The organism is Nocardia barduliensis, assembly GCF_013315795.1.
In the GTDB taxonomy this organism is placed as follows: domain Bacteria; phylum Actinomycetota; class Actinomycetes; order Mycobacteriales; family Mycobacteriaceae; genus Nocardia; species Nocardia barduliensis.
The window spans coordinates 71579-91254 of the sequence record NZ_JABLTE010000015.1; the positions used below are offsets into that span (position 1 = coordinate 71579).

8 protein-coding genes are annotated in these 19676 nt (G+C 71.4%); 3 read left to right on the forward strand and 5 right to left on the reverse strand.

The features are described from left to right. Positions 1 to 29 precede the first annotated feature (29 nt). Positions 30 to 1028 (forward strand): Gfo/Idh/MocA family protein, encoded by a 999-nt coding sequence (locus HOV91_RS09410; protein WP_174185060.1) that lies wholly within the window; start codon positions 30 to 32, stop codon positions 1026 to 1028. Here the strand turns inward: HOV91_RS09410 and HOV91_RS09415 are convergent. The 5 genes from HOV91_RS09415 to HOV91_RS09435 form a co-directional block, all read right to left on the reverse strand. Next, positions 1011 to 2261 (reverse strand): glycosyltransferase, encoded by a 1251-nt coding sequence (locus HOV91_RS09415; RefSeq protein WP_312884533.1) that lies wholly within the window; start codon positions 2259 to 2261, stop codon positions 1011 to 1013. The genes HOV91_RS09410 and HOV91_RS09415 overlap by 18 nt on opposite strands. Next, positions 2258 to 3355, reverse strand: coding sequence for an alpha/beta hydrolase (locus tag HOV91_RS09420; RefSeq protein ID WP_174185061.1), 1098 nt, complete (start codon positions 3353 to 3355; stop codon positions 2258 to 2260). The genes HOV91_RS09415 and HOV91_RS09420 overlap by 4 nt, the downstream gene beginning before the upstream one ends. Continuing rightward, entirely contained in the window at positions 3355 to 5628 is a 2274-nt protein-coding gene (locus HOV91_RS09425) for a thioester reductase domain-containing protein (protein WP_174185062.1), read from the reverse strand. Before HOV91_RS09425 ends, HOV91_RS09420 begins: the two co-directional genes overlap by 1 nt. Then, the gene (locus tag HOV91_RS09430; RefSeq protein WP_174185063.1) at positions 5625 to 15629 is read right to left on the reverse strand and encodes a hybrid fatty acyl-AMP ligase/type I polyketide synthase; all 10005 of its coding nucleotides are present in this window, start codon (positions 15627 to 15629) and stop codon (positions 5625 to 5627) included. The genes HOV91_RS09425 and HOV91_RS09430 overlap by 4 nt, the downstream gene beginning before the upstream one ends. Before the next feature lie 87 nt (positions 15630 to 15716). Beyond that, the gene (locus tag HOV91_RS09435) at positions 15717 to 17009 is read right to left on the reverse strand and encodes a glycosyltransferase (RefSeq protein ID WP_174185064.1); all 1293 of its coding nucleotides are present in this window, start codon (positions 17007 to 17009) and stop codon (positions 15717 to 15719) included. A 1201-nt stretch (positions 17010 to 18210) separates the two neighbouring features. Here HOV91_RS09435 and HOV91_RS09440 point away from each other — a divergent pair. Together HOV91_RS09440 and HOV91_RS09445 are read left to right on the forward strand one after the other, a co-directional pair. Next, a complete protein-coding gene (locus HOV91_RS09440) occupies positions 18211 to 18546 on the forward strand; it encodes a histone-like nucleoid-structuring protein Lsr2 (RefSeq protein WP_043725771.1) in 336 nt (111 codons plus the stop codon). A 114-nt stretch (positions 18547 to 18660) separates the two neighbouring features. Beyond that, positions 18661 to 19668: an iron-containing redox enzyme family protein gene (locus HOV91_RS09445; protein ID WP_174185065.1), complete on the forward strand. Its 1008-nt coding sequence runs from the start codon at positions 18661 to 18663 to the stop codon at positions 19666 to 19668. The last annotated feature ends 8 nt before the right edge of the window (positions 19669 to 19676 follow it).

Sequence of the window (19676 nt, forward strand, 5' to 3'; positions counted from 1 at the left end):
CAATCGGTTCCATTGCTACAGTCGCGCGCATGAGACAATCCGGACCGCCGCTGCGGATCGGCATCCTGGGCGCCGCCCGCATCGCACCGGCTGCCCTGGTGCGTCCCGCCGGGGAGAACCCGGACGTCGTGGTGGCGGCGGTGGCCGCCCGCGAGCCGGAACGTGGGCGCGCGTTCGCGCGCGAGCACGGCATCGCGCAGGTCTTCGACAGCTACGCGGCACTGGTGGCCGCGCCGGACATCGACGCCGTCTACAACCCGCTGCCGAACGGCCTGCACGGCCGGTGGACGAAAGCGGCGCTCGCGGCGGGAAAACACGTGTTGTGCGAGAAGCCGTTCACCGCCAATGCCGCCGAGGCCGAGGAGATCGCCGCACTGGCCGCGACGTCCGACCGGGTGGTCATGGAAGCGTTCCACTATCGCTACCACCCGATGACCCGGCGGGCGGAGCAGATCATCGCCTCCGGGGAACTCGGCAAGCTGGTGCGGGTGGACACCGCCATGTGCTTTCCGCTGCCGCGATTCTCCGATATCCGCTACGACTACGCGCTCGCCGGTGGGGCGCTGATGGACGCGGGCTGCTACGCGGTCCACATGGCCAGGGTGTTCGGCGGCGAGGACCCGGAAGTCGTCGCGGCGACCGCGAAGTTGCGCGGTCCGCGGATCGACCGCGCGATGAGCGCGCAGTTGCGTTTCCCCTCCGGTCACACCGGGCGGGTCCGCTGCTCGATGTGGTCGTCGGATCTGCTGCGCATCGGCGCGCGAGTGGTGGGCGAACGCGGCGAGATGCGGGTGGTCAACCCGGTGGCTCCGCAGTTGCCGCGCAGGCTGTCGGTGCGTTCGGAGCGCGGTAGCCGCACGGAGAAGACTTCGCGCCGCACCACATACGCCTATCAGCTCGACGCCTTCGTCGCGGCGGTGCGCCACGGTGAGCCGGTACTCACCTCGCCGGAGGACGCGGTGGCCACGATGAGCGTCATCGATGCGATCTACACCGCGGCGGGCCTGCCGCTACGGCAACCGAGCTGACTCGGCGTCGGCGATCGCCTCGGTGTAGACCGAGACCAAGCGCGCGGTGAACCGCGACTGCAAGGTGCGTTTGGCGTGGCGGGCCAGGACATCGCGCATGGCGGCGAGCCGCTCCGGACGATCCACTAGTTCACGCAGCGCCTCGGCGAGCGCGGCTGTCGAGGCATCGCGGGCGCGGTATTCCCCGCCCGCGGGGACGGTTTCGGTGACGTCGGGGTCGCAGTGCAGCACCGGAATGCCCGCCGCGACGGCTTCGAGCAGCACCATGCCCTGGGTGTCGCACCCGGCGGACGGGAACAGCAGCACGTCGTGGGCGCGCATGGCGGCCAGGCACTCGGCCTGGCTCACCTCGCCGTGCAACCGCACCCGCTCGCGCAGCCCCAGCCGGTCGACGGCCGAGCGCAGTCGAGGCTCCAGCGCTCCCGCCCCATAGATGTCGAGCAGACAGCCTCCGGCGCGGTGCACCGCTTCGACGGCCTCCAGCGGCCGTTTCTCCGCGGAGAAACGGCCGCACCACAGCACGCGCAGCGGCCGATCCGGGCCGCTGGAGCGTTCCGGGAGGGCGCGCACCAGGTCGTCGTCTACTCCGTTGGACACCACGTGCGTCGGACGGTCCACGCCGTGGGCGGCCAACCGCTGAGCGAAATGCCGGGTCGGCACTACGACGTGATCGGCGGCCTGGGCTTGGGCGACCAGCGGCCGCCAGGCATGTCGCGCGGTACGGCTTTCCGGCAGGCGCGGCATGGCGGTGCGCAAGCCGACGAACCGGCCGTGCAGCAGGCGCATGGTGAGCGCGGCGAGGTAGGGGAACGGGGAATTGCGTTCGATGAAGGAGTCGTCGCGGCTGTGCATCGACTGGACGACGGGAAGGAGGTGGCGGCGCGCGGCGCGTAAGCCTGCGACGCCCGCGCCGTAGGTGGTCTGCGCGTGCACGACGTCGAAGCCGCGCTCGGCGAAGACCGCATCGATGAGGTGTGCGTTCCTGCGGGTCGGCAGGGCGACGGGGTAGCCGTTCACGGTCAGGCCCGGCGTGGTCGCGAGAACGACGATCCCGGGGTCGGGCGGCGTGGATTCCGGTGGCGGGATGGTGAACACGGTGACGCGATGGCCGAGCCGCTCCAACGCGGTGCGCTGCGCGCGCATCGACGTCTGGATCCCACCGAGGGTGGCCGGGTGGAAATCCGCGAACATCGCGATGCGCAGCGACCGGCCGTCGTCGCCGTGTCCGCTCACGCCGTGCCTGCCGATCCGGGCGCGGAAGTCCGGTGCCCGTCGAGGAATTCCAGGATGTGCCCGTAGACGTCCAGTGCCGCGCCGCGGCCGAGGAAGGTGTCGAGGTGACCGTAGGAAGGGATTTCGACGTAGCGGACCTCCAGCTGGGGGTTGCGGGTGGCGAGCACGTCGTGGCACAGCTTGTTCGAGTCCAGCCAGACCTCGTTGCGGCTGCCCGACAGCAGCAGCACCGGGCAATCGATCCGGTCGGCGTGGTCCAAGGCGTTCTCCGGCAGCACGCGGTAGCGGTCGTCGTGGTCGTTCCAGCGTTGGACGGCGTGCGCCAGCTCCATTCGCCGCAGCTGAGGCAGCACGTGCACCGGGATCGGGCCGAACAGCTCCGCGAGGCGGTCGTGGGTGCGCGGATCGAGATGCTCGTGCACGAACAGCTGGGCGCCCATGCCCCAGCTGCCGTGGACCATCCGGCAGGTGGGGTCGGTGCATTCCCCTTTCCGGGTGAGCAACGCGTACAGCAGCGTTTTCCGCGACCACAACCCGACTTTGCGGAAGTCGGATTCGAGGTGGTGTACCCGGGAACCGAGCAGTTCGCCGCCCACCAGCACCCGCATCCGCACCGCGCTGCTCACCTTGGGCGTGAGGAAGACGCCCTGGGCGACGACGCCGGCCAGCCCCGGTACCAGTCCCGCGGTCATGCTCATCGACAGCGCCAAGGCGCCGACGCAATGCGCGACCACGAACAGCGGCTGGTCGCCGATCCGCTGCCGGATCTCGCCGACGGCTTCGGGCAGGTCGTAGAGCGCCACGTCGTCGAAGCTGAAGCGCGGCCCTGCGGCGTTGTACGGCAGGCGGCAGCTGCCGCGCCAGTCCAGCAGCCAGGGCTGGTATCCCGCGTCGAGCAGCGCGTCGACGATCGTGCGGGTCTCGGGCAGCAGGAACATCTCCGAGGAGACGCCGTGGCCGTGCACCAGCAGCACCGCGGGCCGGCCGGAATCGTCGACGACGACGCGGCGCAGGCCCAGCCGCGTGCCGTCGGTGGTGCGGAACGGGATGTCCTCCACCGTCGGCGCGGCGCCCGGCCGGATGGGGGTGAGCATCAGCGGAACTCCTTCGCGTTTCGGCGCAGATCCAGCAGTTCGGTGCCCACGCGCAGCGCGGGTTCCAGCAGCCCCTTGCCGAGCTGGGACCCGAACCAGCTCAGCCACAACAGCTTCGCGGCCCGCCGCTGCCGCTCCGACAACCGCGGATCCACGTGGATGCCGTCGATCTGATCGCGCAGGTAGGTGTCCAGCGGGACGGCGACTTCGCCCGCGAAGCCCGCCGGTTCGCCCTCGCGGCCGAGTTCGACGCTCAGCGTGCGCGCCTGCCTGATCAGGGTGCGGCGCGCCTCGGCGTTCTTGTAGCCGGACAGCCACCACGTTCCGCCGTCGGCGTCGCGCAGTGTGAGCCGATAGTGCATGAGCGGATGTTTCAGCCCGTGCCGGATCGGGATGCCGTCGTGCGGGCGGACCGACAGCGCACCGGACACGGCCAGCGGTTCGTCGTGCAGCAGCGCGCACCGTAGTTCGCCGCTGACGTCGACGGTGCGCCCGGCCACCAGCTGGTGGGTGCTCGCGATGGACAGCCGCAGATTCAGGGTGCAGGACGTGTCGGCCGGTGCGCCGACGGGCCCGAGCGTTCCCGCCAAGGTCTCCGAGAACCACAGATAGGGCGTGTCCTGCGACTGCGGCAGCCGTGCCAAGCCGGTATCGGCGAGCCGCTCCAGCGTCTTGCGTTGGGACTGGGCGCCGTAGCGGACGGGCGCGGGCAGCTGGTGCGCGCGCAGGAAAGCGCGGGTGCGCTCGTCGGTGGCGGCGGGAACGGATGCCATGGTCTCCAGCGGGTGGCGCGCGACGGGGCTGCGCAGCACCTGCGCCAGCGATTCCAGCTCGGGGACCGGCTCGGTGCGGATCCGTTCCACCACCTCGTCGCACCAGGCGGCCCAGTGCTGTACCCGCATGTCCATGCCGATCGCGGCGGATTCGCCGAGCATCTGCTCGAGGGTGGTGGGCGTGCCGGTGAGGTGGTAGTTGTGGCCCCACGCCGTCGGCGCGCAGACGATCGCCGCGGCGACCTTGCTCACCCAATCGACCGGAGCGACATGGAGATTGCGCAGGGCGGGGACGGTGCCGAACCGCGAGAGCGCCGCGATGATGCCGCTGTTGAGGTCGCGCGGATTGTGCGCTCCGGTCTCGCGGTGGCCGCCGATGCCGCCGGGCCGCAGCACCGTGACGACCAGTCCGTGCTCGCGAGCCCGCCGCATGACCGCCTCGGCCGCCCATTTCGTCCGGTCGTAGCCGATCACCAGCTTGCCGATGTTCGCCACCGGATCGTCCTCGCCCATCGCGGCGATGCCGAGTTCGTTGAACACCGCGATCGAGGAGACGTGGTGCAGCGGTTTGGGTCTCCCGGTCGCCGCCAGCCGCGCCAGGGTCAGCGGGCCGAGCACGTTCGTGCTGCGCAGTGACCGGTAGCCGCGCAGGAAGTCGACCGCTGCGCCGACGTTGACGATGGCGTCGACCTCTTCCGCCAGCGCCGCCCAGCGTGCCTCGGACAGGCCGAGGTTCGGCTCGCGCAGGTCGCCGGGCAGCACCGTCACCCGCCTGCGCACCTCCGCTGACCACGGCAGCAGGAACCGCGTCAGCGCGGCGGCCAGCCGGTCGAGCGCATCCGCGTCGTCCTGCGCGCGGACCAGGCAGACCACCTGCGCGTCGCTGCCGCGCAACAGGTCCAGCAGCAGATGACTGCCCAGGAAGCCGGTGGCTCCGGTGAGCAGGATGCGTCGGGGGACGACCCGGTCCGGCGGGTCGACCAGCGGGAGCCGGTCGGCTCCGGCGACATCGGACATGAGCTGTGCGAACTCTTCGTCGACGACACCTGTTCCCACCGCGGGCCGGTCGGGTTCCGTGGCTTCGGCGCGGGTACCCAACCAGCGCTGGGCCAGCCTGCGCGGGCGCGCGTCGGCGAAGACGTCGTCCAGGTCGAGGTGCACGTCCAGTTCCCCGGCCAGCGCCGCGACGAACTGGACCGCGGCGACGGACGTGCCGCCGCCGTCGAAGAAGTCCGTTTCCGGCCCGATCGGCTCGGCGGTGAACCGGTTCGCCACCGCGGTCATCGCCGTCGTGAGCGACTCGGCGCTCCATGCGCCGGAGCGCGCGATCTCCGTAGGGGTGCGTACCGGACCGCCCGCGCGCGCCAGCAGCGCGGACACGTCGAGACCGCCACCGCTTTCGATGGCCTCGGCGAGCGCGCGCCGATCGGCTCGCTCGGTATGCGGCGGGTGCTCGCCGTTCGGACTGCGCACGCGGAACTCCTTGTCGCTGCTGGTCATTGCGCCCAGGATCGGAACGTCCGCAGGCGCTCCAGCGGCACGTCGACCTCGAGTCGCTCGTCATCGATGGCGCCGCCGCCGAGCGCGGCGGCCAACCGGCGGGCGGGCACGTTGCGTGCGGTGCGGTGCACGGTCATCCGCACCGTCGCGCAGCCCAGTGCCGCCGCGCGCTCGGCCAGCCAGCCGAGCAGGCGTTCTTCGACCCCGCGCCCGAGGGCGCGGCAGCTGAGATGCCAGCCGAGCAACCGCAGCGCCGAGCCGTCGGCGCGCACCGCGAGCAGGGCGACCGTTCCGTAGTCGCCGAACCGGTCGCGCGCCGACGCGGTCCACACCTCGCCTTCCTCCCGCCACCGGTCGACATCCTCCTCGGTGACAGCGTCCAGGACGAATTGGCTGGTCCGCCGGACGAGCTGGGCCGCGCGGGGCATGCTCCGATCCGACAGCGACTCGACGGTCACCGCCAGCTCCAAGCCGTCGAGGAACTGCGCGAAGTCCGACTGCTCCCGAGCCAGGTCTCGTTCGCGGTCGCGCAGATAGAACTCCGCGCGCTCGGCGTCCTCCGCGGTCACGGCAACCGGCGTCACCGGCCACAACCGCGTGAGGAACGCCTCCAGTTCCCCGACCGGCGGACAGGTCACCGCGAGCACTTCCGGTGCGCGCGAGCGTATTTTCGCGATCTCGACCGGGTTGTCGTCGAGATAGACCACCGCGTCGAGCGCGAAGCCCACGGTCCGCGCGGCCTGCTCCAGCCGCTCGGCCTTGCTGTCCCATCCGGTGGAGACGACGGTGAAGTCCGTGGCGCGCAGCGGGCTGTCCGGACGGTCGAGGACGGCTCGGACGGATGCCTCGTCGTTGTTGCTGATCAGCACCAGCAGGGTGCCCGCGGCGCGCCACTGCCGCAACCGCTGCGCCAGCGCCAGCCGTGGCGGGTCGAAGGTGACCGCCGCCGGGCCGATCTCCGCCACGACGCCGCTCCACAGCGTGTCGTCGCCGTCCACGGCGATGACCTTCGGCGCGGGCAGCAGGGCCGCCCGTGCGACGGCGGCGAGCGTCAGCGCCACCGCGGCCTGGAATTCCTCGGTGAAGGGCAGGTGAGCCAGCGCGTCGGTCTGCTCGTCGAAGCGGTGCGCCACCCGGTGCTCGCGCGTCCAGTCGGGTTCGGTGAGGACCGCGACGCCGGGGATCTCCCGCAGCCGCCCCGCGGTCCGCTGCTCCCAGCGGCGGAGGCGCTCGTCGAGGTCGGGTGCGGGCAGGAAGCCGACGATGATCGGCACCCGGGCGCGCTCGGCCGCTTCCCGGACCGCCGCGGGGTACTGCTCGGCCAGTTCGGCGAGCGAGTCGTCGGTGAGCGCGCCGAATCGCTCCAGGTCCGCCGCCCGCAGCAAGACGATGCCCAGGGCGGTGGACGGTTGCGCGAAGACGCCGGACGGGTCGCGCAACCCGGCCAGGACGTGGTGGTAGGGCGCCTCGAGCACGGTCGGTCCGTCCTCGCCGTGGCCGGGCGCCGACGCCGCGTGATACAGATCCGGCAGCTTGCCCAGCGCGAACGTGGCGGCGAACGCGACGCCCCCGGGCGCGGCCGGGCGCGGTGCGCGCGAGCGCGGGCGCGCAGGCAGCCCGGCGTGCTCGATCACCTCGCCGAGCAGCGCCAGGTAGTCGTGGCCGAGGCGGGTGCAGGCCGGGTCATCGATGATGTCTGCGTTGTAGGTGAACCAGATCTGGCCCGCGTCGGCCAGCACGGCCACCATCAGATCGAGATCGGAGTACCCGGTCCCCACTGGAACCAGATCCGCGGGGCGGACGGCGGAATTGGCCCGCAGATAGTTGAAGTACACCTCCACCAGCGGCGCGTTGTCCCGATACAGCCCTTCCGCGGCGAGCGCGGCGAGCGCGTCGGAGAAACCGGCTCCCGGCACCAGCAGGCGCCGCAGCCGGTCGCCGGTGCGGCGCAGCAGGTCATCGATCGACTCGCCCGGCTCGACGGTCGCCGGATAGGGCACCGGCACACCGAAATAGCCGACGCCCGTTGGCGCGTCGGCGTGGATGCGGGTGTCCACCGGGACCGCGAGCGCGAATCGGTCGTTGTCCTGCCGCCTGGCGAGCAGCACCGTCAGCGTGCCGAGGAACAGCGCCGCGGGCGTGATGCCCAGCTCCCGCGCGCGCCGCGCCACGCCCTCCTGCAGCTCGGCGGGCAGTTCCAGCAGCACCTCGCCCGCACGGTGACTGCGCTGCGCAGGCCGCGGGCCGGCGAGGGTGAGGTCGAGGCGGCGGCTGCCGGCGAACTCCCTGCGCCATTCGGCGTCGGGCTCGGCCTGCGGCGCCTGGGCCGCGAGCAGATCGTGGATGTCTTTGTTGGACAACGTATCCGGGAAGGCCGTGCCCGACAGCTCGGCGTCGATCTCCCCGGCCACCAGCAACATCGACTGGACATCGCACATGCCGTGGTGCGCGCCGAAGATCAGCATCTGCTCGCCGGAACCGGACGCCAGCAGCTCGAACCGCCACAGCGGCCCTCGCGCCAGGTCGAACGGCTCGCGCATCAGCTCGCGGAACCGTGCGCGCGCGACGGCGTGGTCGAGTCGATCGACCTCTGTCCACCGCAGCAGCGGCCCACCCGGCGTCGACCGCACCTCGAGCTGGATGCCGTGCTCGTCGCTCGGCACGATCACCGTGCGCAGCGCCGCGTGGCGCCCGGCGAGGCGAGTCAGCATCGCTTCCAGTTCGGCGCGTCCGACCGCCGTGCGCAGCCGCATGGCCAGTCCGCCGGTCTGGGCGACACTCGGAACCCCTTGCCGTTGCGTCCGCAGCAGCCGCATCAGATCCCGGGTGACGGGCAGCCTGACGACATCGGGAACCTCCTGCTCGCCCGGGACCACGGCGGGCACGCCGGTAGCCGAGCGCGCGGCCTCCTCGACGAGGTAGGCGGCCAGCGCGGCCGGACTCTGGTGGGCGAAGATCTCGCTGAGCGGCACCAGGATGCCGGTATCGTCGCGCAACCGATTGCGCAGTTCCACCGCCATCAGCGAGTCCATGCCCAGGCTCTGGAACGACCGGTCCGGCGCGATGGCCTCCGCGCCGGTGTGACCGAGCACGTCGGCGGCCCAGCGCGCGACCACGTCCACCGCGACCGCGACCGCCTCGCCGGGCGGCAAGCCGCGCAGCCGCTCGGCGAACCGCGACCGCGCCGACGGGTCGGTGGCCCAGCGGTGGACCGCCGCGCGGCGCGTCGAAGGACGGACCAGCCCGCGCAGCATCGGCGCGACGGCGGGCGCGCGCCGCATCGCGTCCGCATCGATCCGCATCAGCGCCAGCACCGGTTCGCTCCGCCGCAACGCCGCGTCGAACGCCGCCAGTCCGTCTTGCGCGCCGAGCGGGCGTACACCGGTGCGTTCCATGCGACGGATGTCGGCCGCCGCCATCACCTCGTGCATGTCCAGGCTCCACGGACCCCACGCCAGCGACTGCGCGGTCAGCCCCCGCGCCGCCCGGTGGGTGGCGAGGGCATCGAGGTAGGCGTTGGCGGCGGCGTAGTTCGCCTGACCCGGATTGCCGAGCACGCCCGCGACCGAGGAGAACAGGACGAAACACGCCAGGTCCATGCCCGAGGTCAGCTCGTGCAGGTGATACGCCGCGTCGACCTTCGGTCGCAGGACGGCTTCGAGCCGTTGCGGCGTCAGTGATCCCAGCGTGGCGTCGTCGAGCACCATGGCCGCGTGGACGACGCCGCTGAGCGTGCGTCCGCGCAGCAGCTCGGCCAGCGCGGCTCGGTCGCTCACGTCGCAGCGGGCGAAGACCACCTCCGCGCCGAGGCCGGTGAGCTCGGCGCGCAAGGCCTCCGCGCCGGGGCCGTCGGAGCCCCGGCGGCTGGCCAGCAGCAGTTTGCTGACCCCGTGGGCGCGCACCAGATGCCCGGCCAGCAGCGAACCGAGTCGTCCCGGCGCTCCGGTGACGAGCACGAATCCGTCCCCGAAGCCGGGAGCGCCCGGCGCGGCCGCGGTCACCGGAGGCCGCACGAGCCGCGGTGCGAACAGCGCGCCCTCGCGCACCACCACTTGCGCCGCACCGGAGGCGAGTACCGCCGCGATGTCGATCTCGGCGTCGGCGCTGTCGACCAGCACGACGCGCTCCGGGTTCTCCGACTGCGCCGTGCGGGCCATCCCCCAGACCGCGGCTCCGGCGGTGTTCGGGACGTCCTCCCCGGACAGCGCCATCGCCCGCCTGGTGCGCACCATGATCGTCGCCGCGCCCAGTCGCGGGTCGTCCAGTGCCGCCTGCAAGGCCTCGAGTGTCTGCCGCAGCACGGTGTGCACCGCGTCGACCGAATCACCGTCGGCTACCTCGATGAGCACCGCGTCCGGGGGCGCGTCGTGCGGGCCGAGCCGAGACCAGGGCACCGCGACGACCGGCCGGACGGACGCAGGAGCGGGCAGGGCAGTCCACTCCGGCCGGAACAAGGTGCGGTGCGCGGCGACCGTCGCCCCGTCGAGTGCCCGCGCCGCCGGCGCGGGCCGCAGAACCAGTGATTCCACCGACACGACCGGCTGGCCGGTGTGATCGCCGGCCAGCACGCGGACTCCGTCCTCGCCCTGGGTGATCCGGACCCGCAACGCCGTCGCGCCGGAGGCGTGCAGATCTACGCCGGTCCACGAGAAAGGCATCAGTGCCGAACCGTCGTCGTCCGCGCCGAGCAGCAGCGCCGCGTGCAGTGCCGAGTCGAACAGGGCGGGGTGGATCCCGAACCGCGCGGCGTCACCGTGGGCCTGCTCAGGAAGCGCCACCTCGGCGAAGACTTCCGCGCCGCGCCGCCACGCCGCCCGCACCGACCGGAACAGCGGACCGTACCGGTGCCCGCGATCGGACAACCGCGCGTACATGTCCTCGACGTCGACCGCCGCCGCGTCCGCCGGAGGCCACCGCGTGGTGTCGACGGCGTCGGCATCGGTTCCGGCGGCCGCCGCCAGCACGCCACGGGCGTGCAGCGTCCACGAGGTGTCGAGATCTCGCTCCAGGCGGGAATGGATCGAGACGGGCCGGTGGCCGGTGGCGTCGGCGTCGCCCACCACCACCTGGATCTGCGCCGCGGCGTCCGCCGGGACGATCAGCGGCGCGTGCAGCACGAGTTCCCGCACGGTCTCGGCGCCCACCTCGTCACCGGCGCGGATCGCGAGCTCGACCAGACCGGTGCCGGGCAGGACGACCACGCCGGGCGCGGCGTGCTCGGCCAGCCACGGGTGGGTCCGCAGCGAGAGACGGCCGGTCAGCGTGACGCCGCCGGAATCCGGTTGCGGCACGACGGCGCCGACGAACGGATGATCGGCGGCCTGCAACCCCAGCGCGGAAGCGTCCTCGGACACCGACTCGGTCCAGAACCGCCGCCGGTCGAACGCGTAGGTCGGCAGATCGACACTGCCCTGCGCGGGCGTCAGCCGCGACCAGTCGAGGTCGCGGCCGGCCACCCACAGCGCGGCCTGAGCACGGGCCAGGCTGCGCGGCCCGTCCTGGTCGCGCACCAGCGACCCGACCGCGACGATCTCGCGGCCGGTCTGCTCCGCGACGGCCCGCACCGCCGTGGTCAGCAGCGGATGCACCCCGAGTTCCACGAAATACCGGAACCCGTCGCCGATCATGCGCTCGATCGTGCTCGCGAACCGGACCGGCTCGCGCGCGTTGCGATACCAGTAGTGGGCATCGGCGCTGTCCTCGCCCAGCTGTTCGCCCAGCACGGTCGAGTACCACGGGACGGCCGGTGCCACGGCGCCGAGCCCGGCGAGTTCGTCCAGCAGTCGCTCCCGGATCGGTTCCAGCAGAACCGAATGCCCCGCCAGCGCCGGTCCCGCGGCCAGCACCCGCACCTCGACCCGCTCCGCCTCCAGCTCGCCCACCAGCGTCTCGACCGCCTCGCGGGCCCCCGCCACGATGGTCGAGCGGGGGATGTTGACCGCCGCGATCGACACCGCGCCCTCGAACGCGGCCAAGCGCTGCTCGAGCCGCTGCGCGGGCAGGCCGACCATCGCCATCGCGCCCTCCTCGGCGATGTCGGCCATCAGGCGGCTGCGGGCCACGACCACCTGAGCGGCCTCGTCCAGGCTCAGCGCACCCGATACGTAGGCCGCGGCGATCTCGCCTTGGCTGTGCCCGATCACGGCGTCCGGTGTGACACCCGCGTCCCGCCAGACGGCCGCGAGCCCCGCCATCGTGGCGAACAGCAGCGGTTGCACCACGGTGAAGTCACCGAGTTGGGCCGCGGTGAGTCCGAACAGGGCGGTCGCCAGCGACCATCCGGTGCGGTGCCGGAACGCTTCGTCGCACCGGGCGAATTCGGCGCGGAAGACCTCGGACCGGGCCAGCATGTCCCGGGCCATTCCCGCCCACTGCACGCCCTGCCCCGGGAAGACGAACGCCGTCTTGCCCGCGGTGAGCGCCGCGTCCGCGGCGACCACCACATCGGGCGCTGCCTGTTCACCGGCGAGATCGCCCAGCCCCGACAGCATCTCGGCGCGGTCGGCCGCCACGACCACGGCCCGCCATTCGAACGGTGTGCGCTGCAACGCGAGCGAGCGCGACACCGGGCCGGGTGCCAACGTGTCGTCGCCGGTGGCGTGCTCGAGCAAGCGGCGCGCCTGACCGCGCAGCGACGTCCGGCTCCGGGCCGAGATCGGCAGCAGCGCCGGTCGGGTGTCGTGCGGCACGTCGTCGTCGAACGTGTCGGCCGGATCCTCCGGCGCGGGAGGCTCCTCGAGGATCAGGTGGGCGTTGGTGCCGCTGAGCCCGAACGCGCTGACCGCGGCGCGGCGCGGACGGGCGCCGCGCGGCCACGGCGCCGGATCGGTGCGCACGACCAACCCGCTGTCGTCCCAGTCGAGCTGCGGTGTCGGCGGCCCGTCGTAGGCCATTCCCGGTATCCGCTCGTGCGCCAGGCCGAGGACCAGTTTGATGACGCCGCCGATCCCGGCCGCCGCTTGGGTATGTCCCAGATTGGATTTCAGCGAGCCAACCCCGAGCGGGCGATCCGGCGCCCGGCCCGCACCGTAGACGCGCGCCAGGGCGCGTGCCTCGATGGGGTCGCCGAGCGCGGTGCCGGTGCCGTGCGCTTCGACGTAGTCCACCTCCTCGGGCGCAACGCCCGCGGCATGCAACGCCGCCCGGATGACCTGCTCCTGCGCGAATCCGCTGGGCGCGCTGATGCCTTGGCTGCGCCCGTCCTGGTTGATCGCGGAGCCGCGGATCACCGCGAGCACCCGGTCGCCGTCGCGGCGGGCGTCGTCGAGCCGCTTCAACAGCACCAGACCGGCGCCTTCGGCCCACACCGTGCCGTCCGCGCCCGCCGAGAACGGCGCGCAGCGTCCCGACGGCGACAGCACACCGAGCTTGCACAGCTCCACGTGCGCGGTCGGACCCATCAGCAGCGTCGCGCCGCCGGCCAGGGCCAGATCGCACTCGCCCGCGCGCAACGCCTGCGCGGCCAAGTGCATCGCGACGATCGCCGACGAGCACGCCGTGTCCAGGGTGACGGCGGGTCCGTGCAACCCGAGCGTGTACGCGACCCGGCCGGAGGCCACGCTGGGAGACAGGCCCGTGCCGACCTGCCCGTTCAGTTGGTGCGGCGCAGGAGCGGCGAGATAGCCGGTGCTGTACACCCCGAAATAGACACCGGTCATGCTGCCCTGCAACTGCCTGGGGTCGCGGCCGGACCGTTCGATGGCCTCCCAGCTCAGTTCCAGCATGAGCCGTTGCTGCGGGTCCATCACCGCCGCCTCGCGCGGCCCGATGCCGAAGAACGCGGCGTCGAACTCGTCCACCTGGGTGAGGTATCCGCCGCGGAAGGTGTACGCCTTGCCCTCGGCGGCCGGGTCCGGGTCGTAGAGCCCGTCGGTGCTCCAGCGTCCCGGCGGCACGTCCGACAGCCCGTCGCGTCCGTCGTCGAGCATGCGCCACAGCGCTTCCGGATCGTCGGCGCCGCCCGGGAAGCGGCAGGCCATCGAGATGATCGCGATGGCGTCGTCGCCGGTGCCCTCCTGGTGCCGGACCGGCGCGGCGTCGGCTTCGGTGCGGTGCAGCGCGGCGACCACCTGCGCGATGGTGGGGTGCTCGAAGAACAGATTCGTATCCAGCGGATGCCCGACGCGGTCGGACAGCTCGACCACGAGTTCGACCAGATCGGCGGAGCCGAGACCGAACTCGACCAGCGGCCGGTGCACGTCGATCCGCGCGGGATCGAGATACGCCAACCGGGCGATGATCTCCACCAGCCAGGTCTGCATCTCCTCGGCGGTCATCGCCGCCGACGGGGCGGTGACCGACGCCTCGTCGAACTCGCCGCGCACGGGCACGAGCGGGGAGAACTCCTCGTCGAGATAGGCCGCACGGCACGCTTGCCGCTGTACTTTGCCGCTACTGGTCTTCAGCAGCGCGCCGGGACGGATCAGGACCACCGACCGCAGCGTGAGCCCGTGCTCGGCGCCGATCGCCGCGCGGATCGCGTCCTCGGCGTCGGCGAGCTCGGCCGGGTCCTCGGTGCGCACCTCCGCGACCACGACGGGCAGTTCCCCGTCGATGCCCTCGTCCACCGAGAAGGCCGCCACACATCCCGGCCGGACGGCGTCGTGCGCCGTTTCGACGGTCAGCTCCAAGTCCTGCGGGTAATGGTTCTTGCCGTCGATGATCAGCAGGTCCTTGCGCCGCCCGGTGACGAACAGCTCACCGCCGGACCGGAATCCGAGATCGCCGGTGCGCAGGAAATCCCGGTCGTCGTCGCCGAGCCTGGCGTGGAAGGTCTCGGCGGTGGCTTGCTCGTCGCGGAAATATCCGGCGGCGACACTGGTTCCCGACACCCAGATCTCGCCCTCGACGCCTTCGGCGCACTCGGTGCGTCGCCGCGGATCCACGATGGCGATCGACAGCCCCTCGGCGGGGCGCCCCACGCCGACCAGCTCGGACCGGCCGGGCGGCAGGATCACCGTGGGCCGAGCGCCGATGTCGGCGGCGCTGACGATGAGCGTCGCCTCGGCCAAGCCGTAGACCGGCTGGAACGACTCCGCCCGGAACCCCGCGCTCGCGAAGGTGTCGGCGAATCGGCGCACCGTGGCAGGACGCACCGTCTCCGCGCCGTTGAACGCCACTTTCCAGCCGCGCAGGTCGAGCGGTTCGATCTGCGCGGGCGTCATCCGGCGCAGGCACAGCTCGTAGCCGAAATTGGGACCGCCGCTGGTGTGCGCGCCGAACGCGGACACCGCCTCCGGCCAGCGCTCGGGGCGCTGCAGGAAATGCTGGGGGGACAGCAACACCGCGTTCGCGCCGACGAACATCGTCTGCAGCACCGGCGCGATGAGCCCCATGTCGTGATACATCGGCAGCCAGCTGACGAACAGCGCGTCGGTGAGCGACTCCAGCAGCTCCGGCGTGTGGCCCAGGGCCGCGGCGATGGCCCGCTCGTTGTGCAGCAGATTGGCGTGCGTGACCACGACGCCGCGTGGCGCGCTCGTCGAACCCGAGGTGTACTGCAGGAAGGCCACCGAATCGGGGCCTACGGCGGGCTGTCGCCACGACGCGGCCGCCTCGTCGGGGATCTCGTCGGTCGCCAGCCAGTTCAGCGCGGCCAGTTCCGGCAGTTGCTCGACTGCCGCGCTCGCGTCGGCGCGGACCTGCCCGGTGGTGAGGACCGCGTCGACGCCGGCGTCGGTGACCATGTGCCGCAGCCGCCGCAGGGACCGGGCGTCCAGTTGGGGCAGGGGTGCGGGCACGGCGACGACATCGGCGGCCAGACAGCCGAAGAACCCCGCGATGAAATCCAATCCGGACGGATACAGCAGCAGGGCCCTGCGCACGCCGCCGTCCTGCAACGCGGCGCCGATCGCCCGCGCGCGCAGCGACACCGCGGCGTAGGTGATCTCGTCGACGGGGCCGTCCGTGTCACCGGTCCGCAGGAATCGGTATGCGGTCGTGTCGCTCGGCGTCTCGCCACGGCTGAGCAGCACATCGACGAACGAACGGTAATCGGTCATGCGGTACAACCTTCGGAACTCGACTGTCGCGGGGGTCGTGCGCTCATCGGGCGACGCCGCGATTCCCCGCGGGCGCCGGCCGCCATCTCATGGTCGGGTGGACGCGGTGGCGAGTTTCTCGACGGCGTCGACGGCGGCGAACACGCCGTTCTCCGCCGCGACCGTGCGGCCGATCTCCTCGGCCCGCTGCCGCGCCTGCGGTGTGAGGGCCTGCGCCAGCGCTTCGTGCAGGCGATCGGGAGTGATCCGGCGATACGGGAAGGTGGCTCCGATCCCGAGCGCGGCGATGCGCCAGCCGTAGAAGAACTGATCGCTGTGCACCGGGATCACCACGGCGGGAATCCCCGCGCGCACCACGTCGTGGGTGTTTCCGCTGCCGCCGTGGTGCACCACCGCGCGGCAGCGCGGCAGCACGCGGTCGTAGTCGAACGAATCGATGACCAGCAGGGTGCGGTCGGCGCTGAACCCCTTCGGGAATCCCTCGGCTTTCACCGTGACCAGTGCCCGCGCGCCCAGCCGCGCGCAGACCGTGGCGATCATCTCGCGGCATTCCACCGGATCGACGACGGGCATTCCGGTCATGCAGAAATAGATCGGTGGTTCGCCTTCGTCGAGCCAGGCGTCGAGTTCCGGGTCGATGACCGCTTCGCCCCAGGCGTCGCGCAGCCGCTGCGGCAGAATGGGGGCACCGACGACGGTCGCGCGCTCGGGCCAATCGTGCGGCTTCGGCAACAGCACCGGGCTCACCATGTGCACCAGCGGTGTCCGCTCGTCCCGCAGTCGCCGAAAAGGATTGCGCGGCTTGCCCGCCAGCCCCATCTGTTGCCGCAATTGGCGATCGACCTTGCGATACAGGAACGTATAGGACAATTCGAACAGGCTGTAAGTCGCACGCGAGACAATCCGGGACGTCGTCATGTTCTTCGCCATGAACGACGACGGGAACTCGTCGGTGCGCTCGAGCGGGTAGGGCAGGCAGCCGATCACCGGCGTACCGGTCTTCTCCCGGAACTCCATCGCCCAGGGCAGCGTCGACGCGCAGGCGACGACGACATCCGCGTCCGCGCAGGCTTTCGCGAGCACCTCGTGCATCGCCTCCCCGCGACCACCCTCGATGATCTTCACCGTGTCGAGCATGATCCGAATGAACGGCAGCGTTCTGCCGGAGGCCAATGCCTGCCTGGCCGCGGGCGTCTCGAGTAATTCCGCGGCGTCGAAGGGAATCACGTGGGGTTCGAAGTCGGCATTGCGCACGATGTGCGCCTGATTGCGGGTGGCGGTGATTTCCACCTCGTGCCCGCGGGCGCGGAACTCGTCCGCCAACGCGAGATACGGTTGATGATCGCCCCTGGTACCTGCGGGCAATAAGGCCACACGCATACTATCGACTTCCGCTCGTGCACTGGGCTCGTCTGGCCGAATTCCGCGAATCGGCCGACATCTGATTCGTTGCTGGGATCCGCGGCGCGCGGAGGCCCCACTCGCTCGACAGAGATCGGAACGGTACTCGGCCCCCCGCCGTTCTCCACGGGCCGACTGCCTGTCTGCAGAATCGGGAGATGGTGTCCTTTCTTCCGAACGGTGAACCGGCCGAATGCGGCACACCCGGCGTGGCCGACCCCGACGAAACCGGCGCACGCCAGTATTCCGGCTGGACCGGGCGTCGTCCAGACTAAAACGGCGCCCACGAGGTCGCCTTCTCAGCCGTGGGAGGTGACGTCAGCTCCCCGCGAAACGCGGAATGCGGCGGCGCCCTTGCCGTTACGCCATCGTCGTCCGAGTCGGCGTGACCAGCCGCCCATCCCGTAGGTGGGGTCGACGCAGGCCCGGTTCCGGGCCGAATTGCTCGCCGGACGCTGTTCGAGGAGCTCGCCGCCGCGCCGAATGCCTGGTCCGCCGTGATGCGCCGGGGCGCTGCGCCGAACTCCCGCCCGCGAGCGGACCGATTACCGCGACCACCTCGCCCGCGCTGCCGAGGCGGGTGCACCGTCGCGGGTTGGAAAGCGCCGACCGTGTGACTCCCCCCGCGTGGTCGGTTGTGCCGAGCGGTTCTCGCGGTGCGCTGCCGGATTCACAGGATTGTCATATTGACCGGTGAACACGCGTCGGGTATATCGGCGGTGAGCCGGACCCGTGAAAAGGAAACGCGGGGTGGGGGAATGGCGTCGATTCGCAGCGCGCGAAGGCTTCGACGGAGCCGGTGATCGGACAGAGTGTGCCGCGAAGCGCGCACCGGGACCGGGAATTCGGGACAATCACGTCGCCGCACCGACGGTGCGGTGAAATGGCGTCGGCGACAACAGCGGATCGAGATCGGGGTCACCTCGGGCGTACCGAGCGGAAGCGCGTCGCCGCCGTCGCAGTACCGCCAGGCGTCCCGCGACGTGCGGTTTGCCGGTTCGTGGGATGCGGGTGCAATATGTGAAGTCTCCACGGTCACCGGGCGGTGCGCCGTTCGCCGCACGCTTCTGTGCCGCGACAGGGGACCCCGCCGTTCGCGGGGTGGAACTGATCTGTTATCTACTGGCTACGATTGTTTTTTCGACTGCACGCGCTCGGTAACCGTGAAGGGATTATCTCTATGGCACGCAAGGTCGTCGTGACTCTGGTCGATGACTACGACGGCAAGTCTCAGGCCGAGGAAACCGTATCTTTCGCCGTGGACGGCGTCGCATACGAGATGGACTTGTCGGCGGACAATGCCGGTCAGTTGCGCGGATTCTTCGACCAGTGGGTTCCGTACGCCCGCAAAGTCGGTCGTACCCGGCGCGGACGCGGTGGTGTCCTGCGTTCGGCGAACGATCGGGAGCAGGCCACGGTCATCCGGGAATGGGCGCGCAAAAACGGCATCGACGTCTCGGCGCGTGGCCGGATCTCGGCCGAGGTCGTCGAGGCGTACAAGAAGGCCAACGGGTAAGTTCCGGGCGCCTCCCGTGCCGCCCCGGTGCGGCACGGGAGGTTTGCCCGCATTCTTTCCGCGCCGGGCCGCGATAACGGCGGCGGACCGGGGTAAGCGAGCAGTATGACGGTCATGACAGGCGCCCAGACGCTCGAACTGCCCCATCCCCGCGGCGAGCTGTCCGAGGCGATCGTGGAGTTGCTGCGCGGCGAACCGGGTGGTTCGGTACCGCGGCCGGGTCCGCTGGACCCCTACGGCGAGGATCTGCATCTGGCCCTGCACACCTGCTACGAGCTGCACTATCACGGCTTCGCGGCGGTGGACGAGGGTTGGGAATGGGACCCGGGCCTGCTCGGGCTGCGCGCCGCGCTGGAGCGGCGGTTCCTGGAGGCGCTGCGCGCGGACGTGCCGGGCGGGGCGGATCTGGACGCCGAACTCGACCAGTTGCTGGTCACGCCCGCCGACCCGGCCGGGCCCAGCCGGTTCCTGCGCGACGAGGGCCAGTGGTGGCAGATGCGCGAATACTTCGTGCATCGTTCGATCTACCACCACAAGGAGGCCGACCCCTACGCCTGGGTGATTCCGCGCTTGCGCGGCCAGGCCAAGGCTTCGCTGGTGGCGGTGGAGTTCGACGAGTTCGGCGGCGGACGCGGCGAGCGCGTGCACGCGCAGCTGTACGCCGATCTGCTGGCCGGCGCGGGGTTGGATCCGGCGTACCTGCACTACCTGGACGTGGTGCCCGCGCCGATGCTGGCGCTGGTGAACATGATGTCGCTGTTCGGTCTGCACCGGTCGTGGCGCGGGGCGCTGGTGGGCCATTTCGCCACGGTGGAGATCACCTCGCCGCCCGGCGCGCAGCGCATGGTGGAGGCGTTGCGGCGTCTGGAGGCCGATCCGGCGTGCGTGCTGTTCTATCGTGAGCACGTCGAAGCCGATGCCGTGCACGAGCAGATCATGCGGACCGGCGTGATCGGCGACCTGCTCCAGCGGGAACCGGGACTGACCGAATCGGTGGTCTTCGGTATCCAGGTGACGAACTTGCTCGAGGACCGATTCGCCGATCATGTGCTGCAAGCGTGGCGCGCGGGTGGCAGCTCGTTGCGGGAATCCGGGAGCGTGCCGGTCGGCGCGGGGGATTAAGCGGCGTT

Excerpts from the sequence above, each read along its gene's own strand:
- HOV91_RS09410 (WP_174185060.1), top strand. The coding sequence starts at position 30 with ATGAGACAATCCGGACCGCCGCTGCGGATCGGCATCCTGGGCGCCGCC.
- HOV91_RS09420 (WP_174185061.1), bottom strand. The coding sequence starts at position 3,355 with ATGCTCACCCCCATCCGGCCGGGCGCCGCGCCGACGGTGGAGGACATC.
- HOV91_RS09425 (WP_174185062.1), bottom strand. The coding sequence starts at position 5,628 with ATGACCAGCAGCGACAAGGAGTTCCGCGTGCGCAGTCCGAACGGCGAG.
- HOV91_RS09430 (WP_174185063.1), bottom strand. The coding sequence starts at position 15,629 with ATGACCGATTACCGTTCGTTCGTCGATGTGCTGCTCAGCCGTGGCGAG.
- HOV91_RS09435 (WP_174185064.1), bottom strand. The coding sequence starts at position 17,009 with ATGCGTGTGGCCTTATTGCCCGCAGGTACCAGGGGCGATCATCAACCG.
- HOV91_RS09440 (WP_043725771.1), top strand. The coding sequence starts at position 18,211 with ATGGCACGCAAGGTCGTCGTGACTCTGGTCGATGACTACGACGGCAAG.
- HOV91_RS09445 (WP_174185065.1), top strand. The coding sequence starts at position 18,661 with ATGACAGGCGCCCAGACGCTCGAACTGCCCCATCCCCGCGGCGAGCTG.